The organism is Marinobacter sp. (assembly GCF_041984545.1).
In the GTDB taxonomy this organism is placed as follows: Bacteria; Pseudomonadota; Gammaproteobacteria; order Pseudomonadales; family Oleiphilaceae; genus Marinobacter.
Genome location: NZ_JBHIXV010000002.1, coordinates 34,837 through 59,515, shown reverse-complemented (window position 1 = coordinate 59,515; position 24,679 = coordinate 34,837). Strand labels below are relative to the sequence as shown.

The 24,679-nt window shown below is 62.0% G+C and carries 21 protein-coding genes and 1 riboswitch; of the genes, 11 read left to right on the top strand and 10 right to left on the bottom strand.

Features of this window, described 5'->3' with window-relative positions; all coding sequences use genetic code 11:
• Nucleotides 1-64 precede the first annotated feature (64 nt).
• The 8 genes from ACFC20_RS01300 (at nt 65) to ACFC20_RS01265 (ending at nt 8,355) form a co-directional block, all read left to right on the top strand.
• Nucleotides 65-466, top strand: a complete 402-nt coding sequence (locus ACFC20_RS01300) for a GtrA family protein (protein WP_375191433.1) — start codon at nt 65-67, stop codon at nt 464-466.
• Nucleotides 438-1,445, top strand: coding sequence for a glycosyltransferase family 2 protein (locus ACFC20_RS01295; RefSeq protein ID WP_375183297.1), 1,008 nt, complete (start codon nt 438-440; stop codon nt 1,443-1,445). Before ACFC20_RS01300 ends, ACFC20_RS01295 begins: the two co-directional genes overlap by 29 nt.
• A complete protein-coding gene (locus ACFC20_RS01290) occupies nt 1,429-2,976 on the top strand; it encodes an ArnT family glycosyltransferase (RefSeq protein ID WP_375191432.1) in 1,548 nt (515 codons plus the stop codon). Before ACFC20_RS01295 ends, ACFC20_RS01290 begins: the two co-directional genes overlap by 17 nt.
• 22 nt (nt 2,977-2,998) lie before the next feature.
• The gene (locus ACFC20_RS01285; protein ID WP_375191431.1) at nt 2,999-3,682 is read left to right on the top strand and encodes a response regulator transcription factor; all 684 of its coding nucleotides are present in this window, start codon (nt 2,999-3,001) and stop codon (nt 3,680-3,682) included.
• Complete coding sequence (locus tag ACFC20_RS01280; RefSeq protein WP_375183122.1) at nt 3,679-5,091, top strand: ATP-binding protein; 1,413 nt, start codon at nt 3,679-3,681, stop codon at nt 5,089-5,091. Before ACFC20_RS01285 ends, ACFC20_RS01280 begins: the two co-directional genes overlap by 4 nt.
• Nucleotides 5,092-5,159: 68 nt before the next feature.
• Nucleotides 5,160-5,927 carry a glycosyltransferase family 2 protein gene (locus ACFC20_RS01275; RefSeq protein WP_375183121.1) on the top strand — a complete coding sequence of 256 codons (768 nt, stop codon included), beginning with the start codon at nt 5,160-5,162 and terminating at the stop codon, nt 5,925-5,927.
• Nucleotide 5,928: 1 nt separating this feature from the next.
• Nucleotides 5,929-6,597, top strand: a complete 669-nt coding sequence (locus tag ACFC20_RS01270) for a TVP38/TMEM64 family protein (protein ID WP_375183120.1) — start codon at nt 5,929-5,931, stop codon at nt 6,595-6,597.
• 9 nt (nt 6,598-6,606) lie between these two features.
• Nucleotides 6,607-8,355 carry an ArnT family glycosyltransferase gene (locus tag ACFC20_RS01265; protein WP_375183119.1) on the top strand — a complete coding sequence of 583 codons (1,749 nt, stop codon included), beginning with the start codon at nt 6,607-6,609 and terminating at the stop codon, nt 8,353-8,355.
• 29 nt (nt 8,356-8,384) lie between these two features.
• Here ACFC20_RS01265 and ACFC20_RS01260 read toward each other — a convergent pair whose 3' ends face one another.
• The 5 genes from ACFC20_RS01260 to ACFC20_RS01240 all read right to left on the bottom strand — a co-directional run bounded on the left by ACFC20_RS01260 (nt 8,385) and on the right by ACFC20_RS01240 (nt 13,807).
• The gene (locus ACFC20_RS01260; protein WP_375183118.1) at nt 8,385-9,125 is read right to left on the bottom strand and encodes a substrate-binding periplasmic protein; all 741 of its coding nucleotides are present in this window, start codon (nt 9,123-9,125) and stop codon (nt 8,385-8,387) included.
• Between the two features lie 218 nt (nt 9,126-9,343).
• Nucleotides 9,344-10,108 carry an ABC transporter ATP-binding protein gene (locus tag ACFC20_RS01255; RefSeq protein WP_375183117.1) on the bottom strand — a complete coding sequence of 255 codons (765 nt, stop codon included), beginning with the start codon at nt 10,106-10,108 and terminating at the stop codon, nt 9,344-9,346.
• Nucleotides 10,108-11,082, bottom strand: a complete 975-nt coding sequence (locus tag ACFC20_RS01250; RefSeq protein ID WP_375191430.1) for a FecCD family ABC transporter permease — start codon at nt 11,080-11,082, stop codon at nt 10,108-10,110. Before ACFC20_RS01250 ends, ACFC20_RS01255 begins: the two co-directional genes overlap by 1 nt.
• Nucleotides 11,069-11,947, bottom strand: a complete 879-nt coding sequence (locus ACFC20_RS01245; RefSeq protein WP_375191429.1) for a cobalamin-binding protein — start codon at nt 11,945-11,947, stop codon at nt 11,069-11,071. Before ACFC20_RS01245 ends, ACFC20_RS01250 begins: the two co-directional genes overlap by 14 nt.
• 30 nt (nt 11,948-11,977) lie before the next feature.
• On the bottom strand, nt 11,978-13,807 hold the full coding sequence (locus ACFC20_RS01240) for a TonB-dependent receptor (RefSeq protein ID WP_375191428.1): 1,830 nt from the start codon (nt 13,805-13,807) through the stop codon (nt 11,978-11,980).
• 146 nt (nt 13,808-13,953) lie between these two features.
• Nucleotides 13,954-14,177: riboswitch (cobalamin riboswitch) on the bottom strand.
• Between the two features lie 120 nt (nt 14,178-14,297).
• Here ACFC20_RS01240 and ACFC20_RS01235 point away from each other — a divergent pair.
• Both ACFC20_RS01235 and ACFC20_RS01230 read left to right on the top strand, forming a co-directional pair.
• On the top strand, nt 14,298-16,172 hold the full coding sequence (locus ACFC20_RS01235) for a putative nucleotidyltransferase substrate binding domain-containing protein (protein ID WP_375183283.1): 1,875 nt from the start codon (nt 14,298-14,300) through the stop codon (nt 16,170-16,172).
• A complete protein-coding gene (locus ACFC20_RS01230) occupies nt 16,165-16,908 on the top strand; it encodes a 3'-5' exonuclease (RefSeq protein WP_375183282.1) in 744 nt (247 codons plus the stop codon). Before ACFC20_RS01235 ends, ACFC20_RS01230 begins: the two co-directional genes overlap by 8 nt.
• 77 nt (nt 16,909-16,985) lie before the next feature.
• On the opposite strand, the gene msrB is transcribed toward ACFC20_RS01230, so the two are convergent.
• The 3 genes from msrB to ACFC20_RS01215 all read right to left on the bottom strand — a co-directional run bounded on the left by msrB (nt 16,986) and on the right by ACFC20_RS01215 (nt 20,504).
• Complete coding sequence (gene msrB / locus ACFC20_RS01225; protein ID WP_375183281.1) at nt 16,986-18,221, bottom strand: peptide-methionine (R)-S-oxide reductase MsrB; 1,236 nt, start codon at nt 18,219-18,221, stop codon at nt 16,986-16,988.
• Between the two features lie 79 nt (nt 18,222-18,300).
• A complete protein-coding gene (locus tag ACFC20_RS01220) occupies nt 18,301-19,800 on the bottom strand; it encodes an ATP-binding protein (protein ID WP_375191427.1) in 1,500 nt (499 codons plus the stop codon).
• 2 nt (nt 19,801-19,802) lie between these two features.
• Complete coding sequence (locus tag ACFC20_RS01215) at nt 19,803-20,504, bottom strand: response regulator transcription factor (protein WP_375191426.1); 702 nt, start codon at nt 20,502-20,504, stop codon at nt 19,803-19,805.
• A gap of 168 nt (nt 20,505-20,672) precedes the next feature.
• Between ACFC20_RS01215 and ACFC20_RS01210 the strand changes: the two genes are divergently transcribed.
• Complete coding sequence (locus ACFC20_RS01210) at nt 20,673-21,254, top strand: QsdR family transcriptional regulator (protein WP_375191425.1); 582 nt, start codon at nt 20,673-20,675, stop codon at nt 21,252-21,254.
• A gap of 78 nt (nt 21,255-21,332) precedes the next feature.
• Here ACFC20_RS01210 and ACFC20_RS01205 read toward each other — a convergent pair whose 3' ends face one another.
• On the bottom strand, nt 21,333-22,517 hold the full coding sequence (locus tag ACFC20_RS01205; protein WP_375191424.1) for an acetyl-CoA C-acyltransferase: 1,185 nt from the start codon (nt 22,515-22,517) through the stop codon (nt 21,333-21,335).
• A 12-nt stretch (nt 22,518-22,529) separates the two neighbouring features.
• Entirely contained in the window at nt 22,530-24,623 is a 2,094-nt protein-coding gene (locus ACFC20_RS01200) for a 3-hydroxyacyl-CoA dehydrogenase NAD-binding domain-containing protein (protein WP_375191423.1), read from the bottom strand.
• Nucleotides 24,624-24,679: the final 56 nt, after the last annotated feature.

Below are 24,679 nucleotides of genomic sequence, written 5' to 3'. Positions count from 1 at the left end.
CCGGCCATATCCGGAATTCTCTGAAAACGCTCGGTGTTTTAAGTGAGGCTGTATGAAACTCCCGTTGTCACGAGCAACAGCCCGGGGAAGCATACCCAGGTTTCTGATGGCCGGCGGCCTGGCCACGCTGTGCCACTGGCTGGTTATGCTGTGCCTCCTTCGTCTGGGCCTTGACGCAATGCTCGCCACCGGGGTTGGCGCCACCGCAGGACTGTTGGTGAACTACCTGCTCCAGCACCGCTACGCGTTCCGTTCCGACCTGCCACACCCGGTTGCCTTCCCACGCTACCTTCTCGGATCAGGGCTGGGCTGGATCCTGAACCTCGCCGGGTTTTCGCTGCTGCTGATGGCAGGGGCAGGCATTGCACCGTCTCAGATTATTGCGACCGGCCTGGTGGCCCTCGCCAACTATCTCTTCGCCAAGAGGTTTGTTTTTCATGAAGCGCCGACAGCCAATGTTCAGTAATCCCATGCTCAGCCTGATTATTCCGGTTCACAACGAGGCGGAGGTGATTCCTGCCCTTCTGAAACGGCTCAACCGGGTATGCCGGCAGATCCCCGGTTCGGTGGAACTGCTATTCGTTGACGATGGCAGCCACGACGATTCGGTTGCGCTGCTGTTGCGTGCCAGAACCCATGAGTCTGGAATCCGCGTGGTACAGCTGTCCCGGAACTTCGGCAAAGAAGCGGCCGTCACGGCAGGTCTGGAGCACGCCCGCGGTGAGGCCGTTGTCTTGATCGACGCCGATCTCCAGGACCCTCCAGAGCTGATTCCGGCCATGGTCCGGGAATGGCAGAGGGGCGCCGATGTGGTCCTGATGAAGCGCCGGTCGCGGGCCGGAGAGAGCTGGCTGAAACGAACCACCGCAAGGCTTTTCTATCGGGTGATCAACCGGCTGAGCGACGCCCCCATACCGGTGGACACGGGCGACTTCCGACTCATGAGCCGCCGCACAGTGGATGCCTTGAACCGGTTACCGGAGCGCAACCGCTACCTGAAGGGAATGTTCGCCTGGGTCGGCATGCCGACTGTGACGCTGGAATTCGACCGGGATGCGAGGGCGGCCGGATCCACCAAGTGGAACTACCTCAGGCTGCTGCATCTGGCCATGGAGGGCATCACGTCCTTCTCGACCCGCCCGCTGCGACTGGCCCTGGTTCTTGGCCTGCTGGCCGCCGGTGCCGGTGGCCTGTTCGGCACCTGGGAAGTTCTCCGGGCCCTGGTGTTCGGCATATCCACCCCCGGTTATGCCTCGATGATCGCCATAATCACCTTCCTTTCCGGCGTTCAGCTGCTCTGCGTCGGACTGCTGGGGGAATACGTGGGTCGTATCTACATGGAAACCAAGCAACGTCCTGTCTATATCGTTTCCGAAGACAGCGATGACCCCGCCCGAACTGTCCTTCCGCAACTGCGAGTCGCCGGAAATGACCAGAAACATTAACACCCTGTTGTGGCTGGTGTTTGGCGTATTGGCCTTCCGACTGGGGCTGACCGCCATACTGCCGTTCGCCGATACCACCGAACCCCGCTACGCCGAAATCGCCCGGATCATGGCCGAAACCGGCGACTGGATTACGCCCTGGTTTGATTACAACGTGCCCTTCTGGGGCAAACCGCCGCTGTCCTTCTGGACCCAGGCGCTGGCGTTCAAGCTGCTGGGGGTGTCGGAATTTGCCGGCCGATTGCCGTCCTGGCTGGCCAACCTGGCCATCGTGTATCTGGTATTCACCGCGCGCCGATACCTGCACCCCGAGCGTAACAGCGAGGCGGCCATCGCTGCCGGGCTGTGGGCCGCGCTGATTTACGCCACCACGGCGCTGGGATTCCTGACTGCCGGCACGGTGATGACCGATTCCTTCCTGGCCCTTGGTTCGACCCTGACGCTGGTGGGCCTTATTGTGCGTCTTCAGGGAGGCCCTGAACGGTGGGGCTGGCTGTTTTTCGCAGGTCTGGCCATTGGCCTGCTTGCCAAGGGTCCGCTGGTACTGGTTTTGACCGGGTTGCCGGTGCTGCTCTGGGTCGCCGTCACCCGGAACTGGCTGACGCTATGGCGGGCGCTGCCCTGGGTCAGGGGCACCCTGCTGATGCTGGCGCTGGCTGTGCCGTGGTACGTACTGGCCGAGCTCAAAACGCCGGGGTTTCTGGACTACTTCCTCGTGGGCGAACACTTCAAGCGCTTTGTGGTCAGCAGCTGGCAGGGAGACCTCTACGGTAACGCTCATGAATTCCCGCGAGGCACCATCTGGCTGTATCTGGTGGCGGCGAGTTTTCCCTGGGGCCTGATTGCACTGGTGCTTGTGGCAAGAAGGCTCTGGCTCGGCCAGTCGCCCCGGCAGGAATGGCAAAACCACAACGCAGGGCTCGACGGACTGGTCCTGGCCGCCATGCTGAGCCCGGCCCTCTTTTTTACGCTGGCCGGCAACATTCTCTGGACTTACGTGCTGCCGGGGCTGCCGTTCCTGGCCGTGCTTGCCTCCGGCCTGTGGCCAGCGTCGCTTACACGGATGGCACACGTCGGGGCGCGTCTCGCGGTCTTGCTGGTACCGGTTCTGGCCACCGCAGCAGGTGGATGGTTTGCCCTTCACCCCGGGCAACTGAAAACCGAGCGGGAGCTGGTCGCCAGGGTAAACCAGATCCCGGGCATGGACGCCAGCGACCTGTTCTACCTTGACCATCCGCCATTCTCCGCGCGCTTTTACAGCCACGGTGAGGCCCGGGGCATCGACGATGAGAGCGTTGTCCGCCTGCTCGACGCCGGCACCCTCCCGCAGCCCATGGCGCTGGCCATCGAGAAGGGCAATGCCGCCCTGCTCGATCGTCTTGGCGACATCGCCCGCCCGGTCGCTGAAAATCGACGCTATCGCCTTTTCCTGCTGACGCCGACATCCGCCAGCACCGCCGTTGTACCCGATGGAAGCCGCAAAGCCGGCGGGATCGATTACAATTCACAGACACACGGTCCGCTGGGCTGAGGAACATCAACCGGATTGCCGCATGCGAATATTACTCGTAGAAGACGATCACCCCCTGGCCAACACCATGCTGGGCATGCTTCGCGACCAGCAGAACACCGTTGACTGGCTGGACGATGGCCAGCAAGCGCTGAACGCCCTGCTCAACGACAGCTTTGACCTGGCCATACTTGACCTGACCCTGCCTCGAGTGGACGGGATGGATATCGTCAACAGGGTCCGGAAGGAGGGCATCCAGACGCCTGTCATCATCCTGACGGCCCGCAGCGAGCTGAACGAAAAGTTGCAGGGCCTGAACGCCGGCGCCGATGATTACCTGACCAAACCCTTCGCCATGGCGGAACTCAAGGCGCGGATTCGTGCGGTCACGCGGCGCGGCGCCGGGGTTCGGTGCGGCGGCCTGCAAGTAGGCCGGCTGATCCTGGATCCGGATTCAGGCCAGCTGCAGGTTGGCAGTGAATCGGCGGCGCTGCCACGCAGTGAATTCCAGATCCTGCATTACCTGATGCGGCATCCCGACCAGGTGGCGACCCGCCGCCGGCTCGAGGAACAGCTCTATGGCTGGGAACACGGCGCGGAGAGCAATGCCCTGGAGGTCCATGTCCATCATCTTCGGCGTCGGGTTGGCAAACAAACCATTCGCACGATCCGGGGGGTGGGTTACATGCTCGACAGCAAGGCCGCCGCTGAGGGCACTCCGGAATGAGCCTGACTCGAAAGCTGACCTTACTGGTCACCAGCACCGTCTTTTTCATCACCCTGATTGCCGCGGGCTGGGGCTTCTACGTGAGCGACCACCAACTGGAAGAACTCTTCGACGCGGAGCTGGCCCAGAGCACCCGCATCGTACAGGGCCTGGTGGAACACCTGTCGTCAACCCAGTCGACGGAGCAAATTACCCATACCCTGGAAAAAACCCTTCAGTTGCCGGACAGCGTCTACCAGGGAGACGAAGAAGAGGATGAGATTCTGCCCGGCGGCGCGGGGCACAAGTACGAGCGCAAGATTGCGTTCGAAGTCTGGTCGCCGGACCGGGAACCCATTCTCGATACCCTGCGGGCCAATGACGCCCAGGGTCTTGAGCGCGGCTTTAGCTGGCAGGAGGTGGCCGGTTACCAGTGGCGTACGTTTACGCTTCAGGACCCGGCCACCGGCTTCTGGATCCGCACGGCGCAGAGGGAGGATGTGCGGGACGAGCTCAGCCAGGAAATCGCCATGGGTAACGTGCTGCCCTTCCTGATTGTGCTGCCTCTGCTCGCGCTCTCGGTGCTGATATCAATACAGGTGGGCTTTCAGCCGCTGCGGAAGCTGGAAAAGCCCGTCCGCAACATGGCCCCTGAAAACATCCACCCCCTGGACGACCGCCAGGCACCGAAGGAGGTGGCCGGCCTGGTGCAGGCAGTGAACGGCCTGCTGCGACGACTGAACCAGGCACTGGAGCGGGAGCGACGGTTCTCGGCGGACGCCGCCCATGAGTTACGCACGCCCCTCACCGCGCTGCGCCTGAACCTTGAAAAGGTCTGCGAGACCAATCCCGGGCAGTACGAGGACCTGATCCAGTCCGTGGATCGCATGGTGCACCTGGTGGAGCAGATGCTGCTGCTCAACCGGGTGGATTCGGGCGCCGACTTCACGCCCGAATACCACAACCTGTCAGCGATTGTGGAGCAGAGCATTGCCGACGTGGCACCGCTGGCCCTGAAAAAGCACATCGACCCGGTGCTTGAGGATCATACCGGCCAGGCCCTGGTGTGCTGTCATAGCGCCCTGATCAATACCCTGATGCGTTCCCTGCTGGCCAACGCCATCCAGTACAGCCCGGAGCACACCACCATCGAGACCCGGCTGACTCCCTCGGGAGAGGGTTACCTCATCACCGTCTGCGACCAGGGGCCGGGCATTCCCGCAAACGAACGGGAACGGGCCCTGAGCCGGTTCGTGCGCCTGGATCAGCGCCTGGGAGGCGGCGCCGGCCTCGGCCTTGCCATCGCCCGGCGCATTGCCGAGCTTCATGGCGGCCAGCTCACCCTCGCCGACCGGCCCGACGGTCAGCGGGGCCTGTGTGCCACCATCTGGCTTCCCGCCCGCCCATCCTCAAAGCGGAAGCGCGCTTAAGGTTGGTTTAAGGTTCAAGGCGGATACTCCTGCCCATCGCCAACTCCCTTTTCTAAGGATGATGCTTGATGGGCCAGGAACGAACTCTCTCGCTGGTTATCCCAGCCAAGGACGAAGCGGCCAACATTGCCAGCCTGCTCACCGAGGCCTTCGGTGTGATGCGGGACTACCATGGCTTCGAAGTGGTACTGGTGGACGACGGCAGCACCGACAACACACTCGATACCGCGATCCGGACCGCCCGGGCCCTTGGGGGACGACTGGCCACGGTTCGCCACGACCAGAGCATTGGCCAGAGCGGTGCACTGGCCTCCGGCATTCGTCGGGCCCGCAGCCGGTTGATCGTCACCATGGACGGCGACGGCCAGAATGACCCGGCCGACATTCCCGCGCTGCTGCAGAAAGCCAACACGCTGACCAATCCGGATTTCTGCATCGCCGGCTATCGGAAGAACCGCAAGGACACGGCATGGAAGCGATTCCAGTCGAAGCTGGCCAACCGCGTTCGCGACGCCCTGCTCCACGACGGGGTACCCGATACCGGCTGCGGCCTCAAGCTGTTTCCGCGGGACACCTTCCTGAAGCTGCCCTGGTTCGACCATGGCCACCGCTTTATCCCGGCGCTGGTGCGCGGTATTGGCGGAGACATAGCCGTGGTGGAGGTCAACCACCGGCCCCGAACCGCCGGCACCTCCAAATACAATGCCTGGAATCGTGCCTGGGCGGGGATCGTTGATCTGCTGGGTGTCCTCTGGCTGCTGCGTCGCACCCGGGTACCGGTAATTCGCGAGCTCGACCATGCCGGCACTCACGCATCCATGGCGGAGCGTACCTGAGATGCCAGACGGCTCCCGATGGCTTGCTTTCTCGGCGCTGGTGCTGGTTGGCTACCTCGCCATCCACTATGGCTGGCTGGACTTCATGACCAGTCAGACGGCGGTGGCCAGTTACCTGCAGAGTCATGGCGTAGTGGGGTTGGCGGCGCTCGTGATAGCCGGCGCCGTATTCACCGGCCTGGGTGCTCCCCGGCAGATACTCGCTTTCGTGTTCGGGTTTGCCCTGGGCGGCGTCAACGGCACCCTGGTGTCCACCCTGGCCACGGTGCTGGGCGCCACCGGCTGTTTTCTGGCGGCCCGGTGGCTTCTGCGAACCCCCCTTAGCCGCAGGTTCAGCAAACGCATGCAGACCTTCGACCGTCTGTTTCGCGAGCAGACCCTGTTGAAAGTGCTGATGGTCCGCCTGCTGCCGGTGGGCAGCAACCTGCTGACCAACCTTGTCGCCGGCTGCTCGGGCATCCGTTTCGCGCCATTTCTGGCCGGCAGCACCCTGGGGTACCTGCCACAGATGCTGGTGTTTGCCCTGGCGGGCGCCGGCATTGGCAATGCCAACGCCTATCAGCTTGCCCTGAGTATCGGCTTTTTTATTCTGGCCTCAGCCATCGGCGCCATTCTTTTCTACAACCAGAGGGCCAGAACCCTGGCCGATTCCGTTTCCGACACGCTTTAAGACCTGACCATGCCTGCATCGCCTTTCGTCCGGCACTTGCCGGAAACACTGTTCAATCTGTCTCGCCACCGACTGCTGCTGGTGTTGCTGGCTCTGGCGGCCCTCGTCATTTTTTCCGGCATTGGCCTGCGTTCACCCTGGCCGGCGGACGAGCCCCGATTTGCGGAAGTCGCCCGAGAGATGGTGGCCTCGGGGCAATGGCTGATCCCCATGCGCGGCGGCGAGTTCTACCCGGACAAACCCCCGGTGTTCATGTGGAGCATTGCCCTGTTCTATTGGCTGACCGGCAACCTCAAGATCGCCTTCCTGCTGCCCAACGCCCTTTGCAGCCTGCTGACACTGGGCCTGGTCTTCGATATGGGCACCCGTCTGTGGAACCAGCGCACGGGCGCCGTCGCGGTAATGCTGCTGATGCTGGCGCCGCAGTTTCTGATCCAGGCGCAAAAAGCCCAGATCGATGCCATGGTGGCCTGCTGGATTGCCGTCGCCTGCTACGGCCTGATCCGGCACTTTTTCCTGGGGCCGGCCTGGGCCTGGTACTTCGTTGGCTGGGCGTTCATGGGGCTCGGCATCATCACCAAAGGGGTGGGCTTCCTGCCAGCGCTCATGCTCATTCCGCTTTTGGTGATGAAGTTGCGCGATCGCTCACTGTTCCGGGACACCCTGACCTGGCGCAGCGCGCTGGGCCCACTGGCCATGCTGGCAGTGGTGGCAGCGTGGCTCATTCCCATGGTGCTCTACGTTAACCATCTCGGCACCGAAGAGGCGTTCGCCTACCGTGACAACATCCTGTTCAAGCAGACCGGCGAGCGCTACGCCGACTCCTGGGGTCATATCCAGCCCTGGTACTACTACCTCACCAGCGTGATCCCCGCGCTCTGGTTTCCTCTTCCCCTGTTGCTGCTGGCCCTGCTCCGGCCTCTGTCGGAAACCGCCCGTTACCGGCCCATCATTCCGGTGCTTCTGGTCTGGATCCTGCTGGTCCTTGTATTTTTCAGCCTCAGTCCCGGCAAGCGCGGTGTCTATCTGCTGCCGGCGCTGCCCATGCTGGCCCTGGTGCTGGCACCGATTGTCAGCAGCCAGCGGCCGGCACGCTGGTTCCCGCCGGTGTTGACCGGCCTGCACCTCCTGATTGGCGCGGCGCTGCTGACCGTGGGCGTTCTGGCCTGGAACGATCACCCACGACTGGTCGACAAGGTGAGCGACTACACCAGCGACCCGGCACGACTCCACGAGGCCGGCACCCTGGTCTTTACCATGGGTTCGGTGTGGCTGCTCAGTCTGTTCGGATTCTGGCGCTCGCGCCCGCTGGGACGGCTGTTCGCGGCCATGATGGTGAGCTGGCTGCTGCTGTCCACCTGGGGCTACCGGATTCTTGAGCCGCTGCGAACGCCGAAGAATATCCTGGCAGCCGCCGAACAGACTATTCCGCCCGGCGGGCAGCTTGGCATGATCGACTTCCGTGAGCAGTTCCTGCTGTTCTCAAAACGCGACTTTACCCATTTCAGCTTCTTTACCAGCCGGGAACAGGAAAACCGGAATGCCTGGCTGTGGATGAGCGACACTGCCGACAGCTACCTCCTCGTCGCCGAGCAGATCGAATTGCCCTGCTTCACCAAAGAGGGCGCCATTCCCCTGGGCACCGCCCACCGTGACAACTATCTTCTATTGTCCGATGAACAGATGACCCCGAGCTGTGCGACTCCGGACCGGATAAGACGCTTTACCACGTCCAATCCCGGAGATTGGCTGGACTGAGGCGAGGGGCTTGAAGTTTGCCAGTTGCCCTACTGGACGGGATGGATGGAGATCTTCTCATCAGGAAGCGGCAGCCCGGGAAGCAGGGCCTCCACATCAATCCTGTAGTCGGCAAAAAACGCTTCCGCCGCCTGAATCAAAGCGGTCTCGGTTTTGAGGATACCCAGGAAGATCGGCCACTCCGCGTCGACCAGTTCGGTGCTGTACTCGTCAGGATTGATTGCCAGCAGCTGAGCCAGAAACCGGAATTCCATGTCATTCATGACGATGTAATCGCACCGTTTTTGCAGAAAGATGTTCAACATCTGCTGCGCATCATACCCGTCGATGCGAACAAGATTGGCACCGAGGCGCCGCTCAAGCTGGTCACTGTAGACAAACCATCGTCGCAGACAGACGTTGCCCTGAAGGTCATCGAAGGAAAGGGGTTTTTGACCCGGTTGCGCAAACACCCGGTCACGCCAGGTTAACACCGGTCCTACGGCGTGCATCCGGTCCGGCAGCGGCATCCACAGAGGGTTGGCGAAAACCGCGTTGGCGTGTCCGTTTTCCAGGGCCCAGGCCTGTCGTTTACGGGGCATCGGCCGGAACCTGGCCGCGATACCGGTCTGCCCACTGAACTCCTGGATGACCTCGGCCAGAATGCCCTTGTCCAGGCTGTGGCCGTAATAGAATGGGAGAAAACCCTCACTCGATCCCATGATCTGGAGCGTTTGAGATGAAACTGGAGTGAACCACAATGCTGCCAGGATCAGCAGGCCTACTCTCATCAAGTCATTCTCTCAGTGATCGAGTGGGTCAGGCCGCATAGTCTCCGCTTGAGTGCGCCCAACATATCCCCAGCGTATCACAGGGGTGCTGATTTAAATGACGGAGACCATCACTTTTATCACAACCATAGAATCACAGTTCAGCGCTTTGCGACATTTAACATTTTCAGGGAGGTCGCCCGACTGCCGGCGGGGTGGGGGCCTGGCCAGACGGTAAATCAGCCCGGTACAAACACCGGAAATCCGTCCAGTTCGGCGGAAAGCAGACGTTGACCAAACAGGCTTTCGAGTGCCGACGTCACCAGCATGTCCCGGGCAGGGCCCCAGCAAGCCTGGCCGTCGGGGTATAACAGGAGGATCTGGTCGCACCATCGTGCAGCCAGGTTGAGGTCGTGGAGGCACATGAAGACCGCCCGATCGCATTGTGCCTGCTGGCGTAGCAGCGTCATGACGGCCGTCTGGTGCTGCAGATCCAGATGATTGGTCGGCTCGTCCAGGAGCCAGATTTCCGGGCTTTGGGTCATCAGGGTGGCAATGGCGACCCGCTGGCGTTCACCCCCGGACAGGGTGCTGACCAGTCGATCTTTCAGGTGGATAACGTCCAGGGCTTCCAGAGCCTGTTCGGCAATTGCCAGATCCTCACCGCTCTCCATCTGCCAGGCGGACAGCCAGGGGTGTCGACCAATCAGCGCGGTTTCCAGTGCCGTGGCGGGGAATCCATCCTGCCGGTCCTGGAACACCAGGCCCATCCGTTGCGAGACGATTTTGCGGCGGATATCGCCCAAAGGGGTGCCATCCAGTCGCAGCTGCCCGCGCCTGGGCTCCCGCAACCCCGCCAGGGTATGCAGCAGAGTGGTTTTGCCCACGCCGTTGGGACCCAGCACCCCCCAGACCTGCCCCGGCTCGATGGCCAGATCCAGCGGCGCACCGGAAGCACGCCCCGGAATATCGATGATCAGCGATTCCGTGGTCAGGCGCGTCATCATCGGCTCCGATACAGCAGATACAGGAACGTGGGCACACCGAGCAGCGCGGTAATCACCCCCACCGGCAACTGCTCCGGCGCAATCACCACCCGCGCCAGGGTATCCGCCAGCACCAGCAAAGTGCCGCCGGCCAGGACGCACGCTGGCAGCACCAGTCGCTGGTCGTTACCAAGGACCAGCCGCAGCATGTGCGGCACCACCAGGCCCACAAACCCCACCGAGCCGGCCATGGTCACTGCCGTGGCCGTCAGCAGGCTCGCCATGAGGTAGATGGACCACTCCAGGGGCCGCACCGACACGCCGAGTGCCGCCGCCTGCAGGGAACCCCTGGCCAGAACATTCAAAGCCCGCCCAAGAGGGAAGACCAGTACACACACCAGCACCAGAATGATGAGGCCGGGCCAGGGCGTGGCGGCGTGGGACAGATCGCCCATCAGCCAGTACAGCATGCCAGGCAGCCGACTGGCCGGCGTCATCGACAGGATCAGGGTGATGATGGCACCCCAGCCTGCGGCCACTACCACCCCCGTCAGTAGCAGCCTCGATGGCGTCCAGCTGCCACTGCCATGGGCCAGGCCGAACACCAGCAGGGTCGCCAGCAGGGCACCGGCAAAGGCCGAACCGGACACCAGGAACCCGGCAGCGCCGGCCAGCATGGCCAGCAGGGCGCCAACGGCGGCTCCGCCGGACAGCCCGAGCACGTAGGGATCGGCCAGCGGATTACGCAGCAGCACCTGCATCAGGGCTCCGGCCACCGCCAGCAGCCCACCGGTGGCGAAGGCACTCAGGGTGCGGGGCAATCGAAGCTCCAGGACCAGGGTCTGTTGCAAAGCGGTACCGCCACCGGTAACCACGCGCAGCGTGTCATCAATGCCCATAGGCGAGCTGCCGACACTCACCGACAGAAGGGCCGCTGCCAGGGCGGCCAGCAGCAGCACAATCAGGGGTTTGGAATAACTAGAGATTGGCACGGGCCTGCTCCAGGGTCTGGCACAGGTGGCGCGCACCTTGGGCAAAGCGGAGTGTGGGGCGTGCCAGCAGATCTGGCGGTTCCAGGAACAGGTTGCCTAGCGAAACCGCGGCCAGCTCAGGGTATTGCTGCCATTCCTTCAGCCAGGTGTCTTTGCCCGCATCGCCGGCGGTAACGATGGCTTGCGGATTGGCTGCCAGCACCGCCTCGATACTGAGCCGTGGCACCAGTCGCGGCAGATGGCCGAATACATTGACGCCACCACAGAGCTCGATGGCTTTGCTGATCAGTTCTTCCCGGTTCACGGTCATCAGCGGCTGGTCCCAGATCTGGAAGAACACCCGCACCGGGCTGGCACCGTCGTAGCGCGCCTGAAGTTCGGCGATGTCTGCCCGGAAAGCGTCGGCGCGATGCTGCCCAATGGTGGCATCGCCGGTCAACAGCGCCAGGTTCTCGACTGCCATGGCGATGTCGTTGAAGGTGCGCGGCGCCAGCCAGAAGACGGTAACGCCGAGGTTCTCCAATCGCTCCAGCTGGCTGCGGGAGTTACCATCCACCCAGGCGACCACCAGATCCGGCGCCAGGGACACAATGGCCTCCAGGTCCAGGCGATTGCTGTCGCCCACCTGGGGCAGGCTGGCAGCTTCTGCCGGGTAATCGCTCCAGGCGCTCACCGCCACCACCCGGTCGCCGGCGCCGGCCGAAAACAGCAACTCGGTGGCGCCGGGAGACAGGGAAACCACTCGCCTCGCAGGCGTCTCCAGACACACCTGCCTGTCCAGCGCATCCCCGGCGCAGATTGCCTGGGCTGTCAGTGGCACCAGAACAAGGCAGGCGACAAGCAGAACGAGTCCGCGCTGGATCATGGCGGTGGCATCTTGGGTCAGTGAATTGGCCTACTGGCGGAAATCATAGCGTATGGACGCCAGGTACGTCCGGCCCGCCGCCAGGTAATCGAATGGCGCTGTGCCGAAGCCCTGGCTGGTGGTGTACCGGCGATCCAGCACGTTATCCACCTTGAACTGAGCGGACCATCCCGGCAGGAAATTCCAGGCGGCGCGCAGGTCCAGGGTTCCGTAACCGGGAAGCCGGCTGTTATTGGCGGCATCGTTGTAGCGGTCACTTTCGGCAATCACGCTGGCGCCCACGGACCACTGGTCGAACAGACGGTCCACATCCAGCCGCACATTGCGCTCGGACCGGCGGGGCAGGCGCGCTCCAGTATCCCGGTTCTCGGTGTCGGACAGGGTAATGGCCGCGTTCACATCCCAGTTCACGGTTTCAAAGCCCGAAGACAGTTCGATGCCGCGAATCCGCGCGGATTCGACGTTCTCCACGGTGCCTTCAAACGTTACGGGATCAGACACAAAGGTAATCAGATCGTCTACATCGTTCTGGTAAACGGCCACATCCCAGAACCAATGGCTATAACGGCCACTTACCCCAATTTCCACCATCTGACCCTCTTCCGGATCAACGTCGGGGTTGCCGGTGTAAAAGGGCACCTGCAGGTAAAGGTCGTTGAAGGTGGGCGCACGAAAAGAGGTGGCGTAGCTCAACCGTGCCCGATGGGCCTGATCGAACTGGTGACCCAAAGCGATGCCGCCAGTTTCTTCCTTGCCGTACGCCTCGTTGTCGTCCAGCCGGGCACTGGCCATCACATCGGTGGGTCCGAAGTTCAGACGGGCTTGCCCGAAAATCGCGGTGTTGGTGCGGCTGTCTTCGCTGAACTGGCTGGTGCCTTCCACTTCATCCACGGTCGCCTCAGTGCCAAGCACGAACTCGTGTACGCCCGCGGTGAGGGTGTTTTCCCAACGGGCCGACCGGTGCAGGGTATCGAACACGCTAGGGAAGGAGCCGAAGGTATCCTGCTCGTCACGGGATTCGGAGAACTGGATCCGGGTGCGCCAGTAGTCGCTGGCTACGGCCTCCAGATGCAGGCCCATGGCGCGGACCAGAAAGTCTGTGTCGCCACCCTCAAACTCGGTATTCCCCTCGGACTGGAAAACCGTCACGCCGGCACCACCGCCCTGATCGAACCGGTGGCTGACCTTGGCCAGTCCGCCGGCATTGCGGAAGCCTTTGTCCTCACCACCAGCCCGGAGGTTGGTACCATCGGTATCCGAATACACACCACCGGCAAGAAAGCCGGTGCGACCTTCCCGCCCGGCCACGCCAGCGGTGGTTTCCAGCAGGCTGTGGGAGCCGCCAGACAGTTCCACCCAGCCCTGCCGGGCCGCTTCCGGCTCAAGTGTAAAAGCTTGCACCACACCACCAACGGCATCCGCTCCGTAAAGGGAACTCTTGGCGCCGCGCACCAGCTCAACCCGCTCGATCAGCTCGGGCGGCAGAAACTGCCAGGGTGGGATGCCCGCCGAGGCGGAGCGCAGGCGAATGCCATCCAGGAGCAAAACAGTGCCGGCACTGCCCGCACCCCGCAGAAATACGCTGGTGGTCTTGCCATAAGTGCCGTCCGACACCACATTCACACCCGGCTGCGCGTGCAGCAGGTCCCGGAACTCGGCCGGCTGCTGGCGGCGAATATCGTCTTTCTCGATCACGGTGACGGAAGACAGGCTCTCGCCCACGGTTTGCGGCCCGAGGGTTGCGGTGACCACGATGGGATCAAGCGCATCGGCCTGGTTATCAGACTGGGCCATTACGGCCAGCGGCAGGGCGGCGAGGGACACGCCCGCCAATACAACAGGAAAGGATTTTGAGGACATCAGTTTTGCTCCGCACTCCGCGCGCACCCGCACGGGATTCTGGGTTTTGTTGCGGAACAGGCACGGAGGGCAGGCGGCAGGTCGGGCAGGCCATGGGAAAGCGGCAGACTGCCCTCGTATTTCGCCCACCTGCGTCGCCCACCGCAACACCGGGTGTTTTTCCAGGCCGGTCTCCGGGCTGGCAGGCGGAACCGACGGTTCCCGGGCAATCACCTTCCCATGTCACACGACACAGTGGCGCATCAGATTGCCGTTATCCTGCTTACCGTTGCGGGGGCAGCATCGGACTTGCGCTGGCCAGGCCAGGCTCACCGATTTCCCGTTTCACCCGTCGCGCTTCGCGACGGACACCTGAAAAAGTGCGGCAAGGCTAGCAACATGGGCCTGAGCGGTCAATGAGATCCGTCAAAGGTCGGCATGGCCGCTGGCTGGCGCCACTGCTATATTGCTGTACTGACAACGACTTTTCTTCATCAACTCCGGGAGTCTTATGCAGGCCGAGCTCATCGACATCCGCAATCACATGGCCCAGTACCCGCCGTTTGACGAGATGCCCGATAAGCTGCTCGACCAGGTGGTCGGCAGCATTGAGGTCGTTTATTTCCGGGCCGGCACGCAGATTCTCGAGTTTGGCGAATCCAATAACTGGCTGTTCTACGTGCGCAGCGGCGCGGTTGAGATCTACCGGCGTTCCGGGGAACTGTATAACCGGATCAGCGAGGGCGAGATCTTCGGCCAGTTCGGTCTGCTGATGAACAAGCGGGTGCGGTTTCCGGCAAAGGCGCTGGAAGACACCCTGGTTTACAAGATCCCCGGCGAGATCTTTCAGCTGCTCTGGGAAAGCGACGACAATTTTGCCGATTTTGTCGAGATTGAGGACCGCAGCCGCCTGCGCTCCGCCCTCTCCCGGCGGGAGAAATCCAACGAGCTGATGACCTCCAAGGTAACCCGGCTGATCTCCCGCAAGCCGGTCTCGGCACCCCACACGGTACGCCTTCAGGAGGCGGCGCGAATCATGACCGAGCAGGGCGTGTCGGCCCTGCTATTGATGGATGAAGAAGGCGAGAAGCCCCTGCTGCGAGGCATTATCACCGACCGGGACCTGCGCACCCGTGCACTCAGCGAGGCCCTGCCCTCGGAGACGCCGATCAGCGAGATCATGTCGGAAGACCTGATCACCATCGGCTCCTCCGTGTTTATCTTCGAAGCCATGCTGACCATGCTGCACAACAACGTACACCACCTGCCAGTGATGGAAGGCGACGAAGTGCGCGGCGTCATTGCCCTGTCGGACATCGTGAAATACGAGAGCCAGAGCAGCCTCTATCTGGTGAGCAATATCTATCACCAGCAACACGTTCGGGGCCTGAAAAAAGTCAGCAAGGACGTGCGCGACAGTTTCGTGCGCATGGTCAACGAAGACGCCAATTCCCATATGATCGGCAGCGCGATGGCCGGCATCGGTCGAAGCTTTACCCAGCGGCTGCTGGAACTGGGCGAGGAAAAGCTTGGTCCGCCGCCCATTGCCTACTGCTTCATGGCCCTCGGTTCCATGGCGCGGGACGAGCAGCTGGTGGTCACCGACCAGGACAACGCCATGATCCTGGACGACAGCTTCGTGCCCGAGGAGCACGACGAGTATTTCCTGGCGCTGGCCAAGTTTGTCTCCGATGGCCTCGCAGAGTGCGGCTACAGCTACTGCACCGGCGATATCATGGCCACCAACCGGAAATGGCGGCAGCCGCTGAAGGTCTGGAAGGACTACTTCACCGACTGGATTGAGAACCCCAAGGCGGAAGCGCTGCTGAACAGCAACATCTTCTTCGATCTGGACGGCATCTACGGCCAGACCGACTTCGCCGAGCAGCTGAAAACCCTGGTGGCAAACAAGGCGGCCAACAGCCCCCGGTTCCTGGCCATGCTGGCGCGCAACGCCCTGAACCGGACCCCGCCCATTGGCTTCTTCCGGACGTTTGTACTGGAGGAGGACGGCAAACAGCAGAAGACCTTCAACCTGAAACGCCGGGGCACCGCGCCGCTGTCGGACCTGATCCGGGTGCACGCGCTGGCCTGCGGCTCCCGCGCCCAGAACTCTTTCGAACGCCTCAAGGCCATCGGCAACACCAAACTGCTGCTGGACGACGACCTGGGCAACCTGCGCGATGCCCTGGAGTTCATTTCCATTGTGCGGATACGACACCAGGCCCTGGCGATCGAGGCGGGCAAGGAGCCCGACAACAACGTTCGCCCCGAGGACCTCTCGCCCTTCGAGCGCAGCCACCTCAAGGATGCCTTCCAGGTGGTGAGTAACGCCCAGAAATTCCTGCGCTTCCGCTACAACGCCCAGGTGGTCCGCAATGTCTGAGCGCTCCCCTACCGAGCCCAACCAGACAGACCCGGAAGTAACGCGGCTACCCTGGCCGGAGCAGTACCAGGCCCTGGCAGAACGCAGCCAGTCGCCTCTGCTCAAGGCTTTCTATGAAAGCGGATGCGTCTCTGCCGACACCCCGCTCCGGGATGTCCCGATGGTAGCGCTGGACTTTGAAACTACCGGCCTGGATGCCAGCCAGCATTCGATTGTCAGCGTGGGGCTTGTGCCGTTCACGCTCGACGGGGTGCAGCTGGCACAAGCGCGGCATTGGATAGTCCGGCCCCGCCTGCCCCTGCACCAGACCTCCATCACGGTGCACGGCATCACCCACAGCGACATTGATGAAGCGCCGGATCTTGAGGACATTCTGGAGGAGCTGTTTGCCTGCCTGAACGGCCGGCTGCCGGTGGTGCATTACCGGAACATCGAGCGGCCTTTCCTGGATATTGCCCTGCGCTGGCGCCTGGGCGAAGGCATCCGGTTTCCGGTCCTGGACACCATGGCCATTGAGGCGCACCTGCATCCCAACCGGAATCCGTCGCGCTGGCAGCGACTGATGGGCCAGAAACCGGTGTCCATCCGCCTGGCCGACAGCCGGCAGCGCTACGGCCTGCCCCATTACGCCGCCCACAACGCGCTGATCGACGCCCTTGCCACCGCCGAGCTGCTGCAGGCGCAAGTCTGGCACCACTTCGGCCCGGAGACGGCGGTGGGGGATCTCTGGTTGTGACCTAAGTGTCGGATTACGCTGCGCTAATCCGACCTACCAGGGCTCATCCGGCCGGTCCGGGCTACGCCAACACGGCTTTACTGGCCTGCCACGTCGGTCTTCGGCTTCACCTCGTCGATCCACTGGCCGTAGCCGGCTTCTTTCATCTGGTCGAGCGGGATAAACTCCAGGGCCGCCGAATTCATGCAGTACCTCAGTCCGGTGGGCTGCGGTCCGTCGTTGAACACGTGTCCCAGGTGGGAGTCGGCGTAACGGCTGCGGATCTCGGTGCGGCTCATGAACAGCGAGTTGTCTTCCCGTTCCACCACCGCATCCGGCGTGATGGGCCGGGTAAAGCTGGGCCAGCCGGTGCCGGACTTGTACTTGTCCCGGGAGGAGAACAGCGGCTCGCCAGAGACGATGTCCACATACAGGCCGGGTTGCTTGTTGTCCCAGTACTTGTTGTTGAACGCCGGCTCGGTGCCGTCTTCCTGGGTGACCTCATACTGCATGTCGGTCAGGCGCTTTTTCAGGGTCTGCTGGCCTGGCATCTCGAAGGTCTTGGGGTTAAAGCCCTTGCCGCCCGCGTTATCGGTGGAGGCCGTCTTCCCACTGCCGGACACCAGATCATCGCTGGCGTCCACGGTGGCGTTCTCCTGGAACCGGCTGTAGTCCAGCTCATAATCCTCGCCATACACCTTTTCAATGAACTGGTAACGCCCGGAATTGAAGGTATAGAAGTTGTAGCGCACCGGGTTCTTCTTGTAATAGTCCTGATGGTATTCCTCGGCGGCGTAGAAGTTCTCCAGCGGCACGATCTCGATGACCACCGGTTTGTCATACACGCCGGAGGCCTCCAGTTCCGCCACCGCTTGGTCGGCCAGACGCTTCTGGGCCTCGTTGTGGTAGAAAATGGCCGGCCGGTACTGCTGGCCGCGATCCACGAACTGACCCTGATTATCGGTGGGATCCATCATCCGCCAGAGCGCCTGCAGCAGGCCTTCATAGGTCATTTCTTCCGGATCGTAGTACACCTGCACAGCTTCGGTGTGGCCGGTCTTGCCCGAGGACACCTGCTGGTAGGTCGGGTTGGCCTGATCACCGCCGGCATAGCCAGACACGGCTTCCACCACGCCCGGCACCCGCTTCTCGTAGCCCGCCTCCACGCACCAGAAGCAGCCACCGGCAAAGGTAGCCACCGCCAGCCCGGGCTGGTCAGGGGCGAATCGGGTGTCTTTGTTCTGGTGCTTGTCTGCGGTGGCCTGGGCCGTAAACAGGCCGCCGGCAGTCACCAGCGCCAGGGCGATCAAAGTGCCTGCAATTGTACGTTTCATAAGACATCTCCTCTGGATGATTCGATGGCTCTACCGTAAGGCTGCGGATTCACGAAAACGTTCAGTGTTTGTTACGAATTCATAAAGCTGTGGATTGTTCCCCGTCGCCACCGGCTGATTGCCCCGCCAGTGGCAACCAGACACCGAATACCGCCCCGTTGGCGTTGGTTGCCCTGAGCCGCCCGTGCTGAAGCGCCACCATGCGCTGGGCAATCGCCAGCCCCAGGCCCGCGTGTCCGGCGCGGGACGCGCCCGACGCCTGGTAGAAGGGTTCAAACAGGTGGTCCAGGTCGTCGGGATCAATGCCGGGGCCCTCGTCGGCCACCGATATCTCGACCCCGTCATCCTCAGCCGCCACGCTGAGGGTGACCGTACTGCCCTCGGGCGCGTGGTCGATGGCGTTGCCGATCAGGTTATCGAGTACCCGTTCGGTCATGGCGATGTCCGCCAGCACCTGCGCCGGCGCCACTTCGGTTACTGCCAGGGTTACGCCTGCACGCTCCGCTCTGGGCCGATGCTTGTGGGCCACATCGTGCAGCAACTCCGCCACCGTAAAGGGCTCCGGCACCGGCTGTTTCTCCCGGGCGTCCAGGGCCGCCAGTTCGAACAATTCCTCCACCAGTCGCCCTAGCCGATGGGTTTCGGCCAGGGCAATGCCCAGGAAGCGGGAGCGCTCATCCGCCTCGAGCGAGTCCTGCTTCAACCGCAGGGCCTCCAGATAGCCCTGGATGGATGCCAGCGGCGTGCGAAGGTCGTGGGACACCTGGGCCACCAGTTGCCGGCGCTGGGCGTCCTTGTCCTTGAGCAGGTCCAGTTGGGCTTCGATGCGCCTGGCCATCTGATCAAAGCGGGCGGACAGGTAATCGAGATCGTCGCCAGCGGTGGCCACGTCCGGCGCCTGGTCCACCGACATGCCCTGATTGAAGGCCTCCACCCGGTCGGTCAGTCGCGACAGCCGCCGGGTCAGCAACCGGAAGAATACCAGGCCCGCCAACAGCCCCACGGCCAGGCTGACGGCCAGGGCGCCTGCCCCCATCTGCAGCAGGCGGTCGCTGTGCACCATGCTCTCGGCCAGATCGTACTCCTCGCCCCGGAGCACCACGTACAGGTAACCGGTCGGGTTGTCGGCATCCGGCACCGGTGTCACCGAGAACACCTTGCGACGGTCATGGCTGCGGGGATCGTCGCCGGGCAGCGGGTAAGCGTCCGGGTTGTCCAGCAGCGTTATGATCGGCTTGAGCGACACCCGGTTGCGTTTGATCTTTTCGGGGTCGGCCGAGTAAGAGAGGATCTTGCCCTGACGGTCCAGCAGGTAGATTTCAATGCTGGGGTTGATGGTCATGTACAGCTCGAACAGCTGCTTGAGGGCATCGCGATTGAGCTGGCCGTCGGTCACCAGATTGCGGTCGGCCACCAGGTTGCGGGCCAGGTCTCGGTTGAGCTGCTGATTGATCGCCGCCGAGTACTCCCGCACCGACGAGAGGCTCAAAAAGGTGAACAGACCGCCCACCACCAGCAGCAACAGGAACAGACCGATGGCCAGGCGTGCGTACAGGGTGCGGAACAGGGGCGGCGCCATGATCAGTCCATGAACCGGTAGCCCACACCCCAAACGGTCTGGACGTAGTGCGGGTCGGCCGGGTCGGCTTCAATCTTGTTGCGCAGGCGATTGATGTGGGTGTTCACCGTGTGCTCGTAGCCCTCGTGGTTGTAACCCCACACCGCGTCCAGCAACTGCGACCGGCTGAACACCCGTCCCCGGTGGGAGGCAAAATGCCAGAGCAGGTCGAACTCCCGGGCGGTCAGCTCCACCGGCTGGTTATCCACCGACACGCGTCGACGCACCGGGTCGATTCGCAACCGGTCCACCTCGATTTCACTGGCATCGTCGCCGGTAGAGACACTTTTCGAGAAAGCGTCCACCCTTCGGAACAGGGCCTTGATCCGGGCCGACAGCTCCGCCACGCTGAAGGGCTTGGTGAGGTAATCGTCCGCGCCCATCTCGAGCCCCAGCACCCGGTCAAGCTCGGTGCTTTTCGCCGTCAGCATCAGTACCGGCACATAGCCGGGGCCGGACCGGATTTCCCTGCACACCGCCAGGCCATCGAGGCCCGGCAGCATCAGGTCCAGGATCACCAGGTCAATGCCACCCTCGCGGAACCGCTCCAGCCCGGTATCGCCCCGATCCACCAGCACCGGCTCCATACCCAGATCCGACACCTGCATGCGCACAAGTTCTCCGATACCCGGGTTGTCCTCGATGATCAATACGGTTCTCGTCATGGTGACCATGGCTCCTGCACTTGGCCGTCGTGGGGAACTTTAAGGACAGCCACGTTGGCAGTGTAGGCCGAAAACTTCACAAAACCATCACAGCCCCGAGCCCGGCTGCGCGTGGCGGGTTTGTGGTTTAGTGGTTAGAATGAACCGAAATTCCGGCATGAGGTGGCAGTGACAGACAGAACCGTTCCCAGGGCAACACCCGCGGAGGCTTTCAAACGGGCCCGTCGCATGTGGCTCAAGGGTGAGCGTATCCACCTGGCACCCCTGTCGGAAGAACTCGGCATTGGCCGCGCCACCCTGTTCCGCTGGGTTGGCAACCGGGATCTGCTGATCGGCGAGATACTCTGGTCGCTGTACGAACCCCTCTGGCGGCAGGCCATGGCGGAAACACCAGGCGCAGGTATCGACTACATCGTGGGCGTGTATCGACGCACCAATTCCACCATCCTGCATTTTGAACCCCTGCGGCGGTTCATCCACCAGGACCCGGAATACGCCCTGAAGATACTTACCTCATCGCAGTCGATCCTGCACACCCGCACCGTGGAAACCAACACCCGGATGCTGAAGGACCAGGTGGCCGCCGGGCATATCAAGCCCCCGATGAACATTTTCAGCCTGTCCTACTTCATGATCCGCCTGGCCGAATCCTGTCTGTACAGTGACATTATCGCCGGTCGTGAGCCTAGAGAAGCGGAGCTGGAAGATGCCTGCACGGCTGTGCGGATTCTGCTGGGAGGAAAGGCGTAGGACGAATCTCCCAGAACCCGCTCAGGTCGGGGGTCAGACGAAAGCTTTCATCTGGCCCCTCGTTCATTCAGATTGAAATCAGACCACTTCAAACAAGCCTGCGGCGCCCTGGCCGCCACCAATGCACATGGTAATCACCACATACTTTGCACCACGACGCTTGCCTTCAATCAGGGCGTGCCCCGTCATTCGGGCGCCAGTCATACCGAAGGGGTGACCAATAGAAATGGAACCGCCGTTGACGTTCAGTTTTTCCATGGGAATACCGAGGCGGTCACGGCAATAAATGACCTGGGATGCAAAGGCTTCGTTCAGCTCCCACAGATCGATGTCGTCCATGGTCAGTCCGTTCCGATCAAGCAGGCGCGGGATCGCATACACCGGGCCGATGCCCATCTCATCCGGTTCACACCCGGCGACGGCAAGGCCCCTGAAGATTCCCATGGGTTCGATGTTGTGCTTCTCGGCGTAGGTGCTGTTCATCACCGTGCACACGGAGGCCCCGTCGGACAGCTGGCTGGCATTACCGGCCGTAATGAACTGCTCCGGGCCACGGACCGGCTCCAGACCCGCCAGGCCCTCGAGGGTCGTGTTTGGCCGGTTGCATTCGTCAGCACTCAGAGTCACCTGTTTCTCGCTGACCTCACCGGTTTCTTTGTCCTTGACCAGCATGGTGGTGTCGAACGGCACAATCTCATCGTCGAACCTGCCGGCCTGCTGGGCCGCTGCCGTGCGCTGCTGGGAAATCAGGGCATACTCATCCTGGGCTTCCCGGCTGACGTTGTAGCGCCTGGCAACAATGTCTGCCGTCTCGATCATCGAGAGGTACAGCTCCGGTTTGTTCTTCATCAGCCACTCATTGGTGGCATGGAAGCTGTTCATCTTCTCGTTTTGCACGAGGGAAATGGACTCGACCCCGCCAGCCACCATAGCGGGAACCTTCTCGGAAACAACCCGCTGGGCGGCGAGGGCAATGGACTGCAGACCAGAGCTGCAGAACCGGTTGATGGAAAACCCGGCGGTGGTTACCGGGAGTCCGGCGCGTATAGCTGCCAGACGGGCAATGTTCCGGCCCTGGGTGCCTTCCTGGTAGGCCGCACCCATGATCACGTCCTCAACGATCGACGGATCAATGCCTGCGCGCTCAACAGCGTGTTTGATGACATGGCCTGCCATATCCACGCTGTGCGTATTATTCAAAGAGCCCCGGTAGGATTTGGCAAGACCGGTCCGGGCGGTGGAAACGATGACTGCATCAGACATAACACTACTCCTTTAAAGATCGCCGAATTTCTTGCCTTCGCGCACCAGCCTTTCAAGTAAGGCCGCCGGCTCCCACTGCTCACCACCAACGGTATCCTGGTACTTTTTCACTGCCGAGAGAATGGTGTCGAGGCCTTCCTGATCGGCCCAGAACATGGGGCCACCGCGATAGGCCGGGAAGCCGTAGCCGTAGATCCAGACGATGTCGATATCCAGCGGACGGTCGGCGATGCCTTCCTCCAGGATCTTCGCGCCTTCATTGACCATGACATACACGCACCGCTCAAGGATTTCCTGGTCGGTAATCTCCCGGGGCGTAATGCCCTGTTCCTTGCGGAACTGCTCGATCAGCTGCTCGACCTCCGGATCCGGGATCGGCTTTCGGCTGCCTTCCTCATACTTGTAGACTCCCGCCTGGGTCTTCTGGCCAAGGCGGCCCTGTTCTGCGAGTTTGTCCATCCAGCTTGCAGGGATGTCCTCACCCGACTTGCGACGCTCCTCTCGTATGCGGTAACCCACATCAATCCCGGCCAGATCGGACATGGCAAACTGCCCCATGGGGAAGCCGAGGTCGGTCAGCACCTTGTCGACCTGCTGCGGTGTGGCGCCCTCATCTACAAGCGACATGGCTTCGGTGCCGCGCTTGTGGAGCATCCGATTGCCGACAAAGCCATAGCAGTTGCCCACCATGACACCGACTTTCCCGATCTTCCTGGAAACCGCCATCACCGTGGCTTTGACCTCATCGGAGGTTTTGCTGCCACGCACGTTCTCCAGCAGCTTCATCACGTTGGCCGGGCTGAAGAAGTGCATACCCACCACGTCTTCCGGGCGACTGGTGGCAGAGGCAATTTCGTCGATATCCAGGGTTGAGGTATTGGACGCCAGAATCGCACCCGGCTTGCAGACCTCATCGAGCCTGGCAAAGATTTCCTTCTTGATGGCCATGTTCTCGAACACCGCCTCGATCACCAGGTCAACGTCCCGGAAATCGTCGTAGGTCAGGCTCGGGGTGATCAGGGCCATCCGCTGTTCCACCTGCTCCTGGGTCAGCTTGCCCTTCTTCGCGGAGTTCTCATAGTTGCGACGAATGATGGCCAGGCCTTTGTCCAGAGCCTCCTGCTTTACCTCGACGATGGTGACCGGGATACCCACGTTCGCAAAGTTCATGGCGATACCACCACCCATGGTGCCGGCACCGATGATGCCAACAGTGTTCACGTCGCGAACCGGCGTATCCTTGGGCAGTCCCTTCACCTTGGAGACTTCCCGCTCGCCGAAGAACGAATGGATCAGCCCTGCACGCTGGGGCGATTCCATACACTCCGTGAACAGTGCCCGCTCACGCTTCAGGCCTTCTTCAAAGGGCAGGTTGAACGCAGCTTCCACCGCATCAACACATTTGAATGGCGAGAACAGGCCCCGGGCCCGCTTCTTCAGCTCATCACGGAACTGGTCAAAGACATCGCTGCCCTTGTCCGCCTCGATCTTGTCGTTCATATCGCGAACACGACGCACCGGCTTTTTGTCGTCGATCACCTTCTGTGCGTAGGCCATACCGACAGCGCGGATATCATCGCCTTCCTCCACGGCATCAAGAATGCCGAGGGCGAGCGCATCGTTGGCGCCGATGAACTCACCCGTGGTAATCATTTCAAGCGCTTTGCGGGCGCCGGTCAGGCGGGGCAGGCGCTGGGTGCCGCCAGCGCCGGGTAGCAGACCCAGCTTCACTTCCGGCAGCCCAACCTTCGCGTTGCTCAGCGCAACCCGGTAGTGACAGCCCAGCGCGGTTTCCAGACCACCCCCCAGAGCAGTCCCATGGATTGCAGCAATCAGCGGTTTGTCGCTGTTCTCCAGGGCATTGACGAGGGTCGGCAGCAGGGGCTCCTGAATGGGTTTACCGAATTCGCGAATGTCGGCGCCGGCGATGAAGGTGCGCCCCTCGCAAACCAACAGGATTGCCCTGGCCTCAGCATCGTTCTGGCCCTGCTCGAGCGCTGCGAGCAGACCGGAACGGACAGCATGGCCGAGGGCGTTTACCGGCGGGTAGTTCACAGTAATAACGCCGATGCTGCCTTCCCGGTTATAGCTAACGACCTCAGACATGTTTTCTCCTCGCACGTGTTCTGAAATATGATTTTAACTAGCGAAACATGCGTACG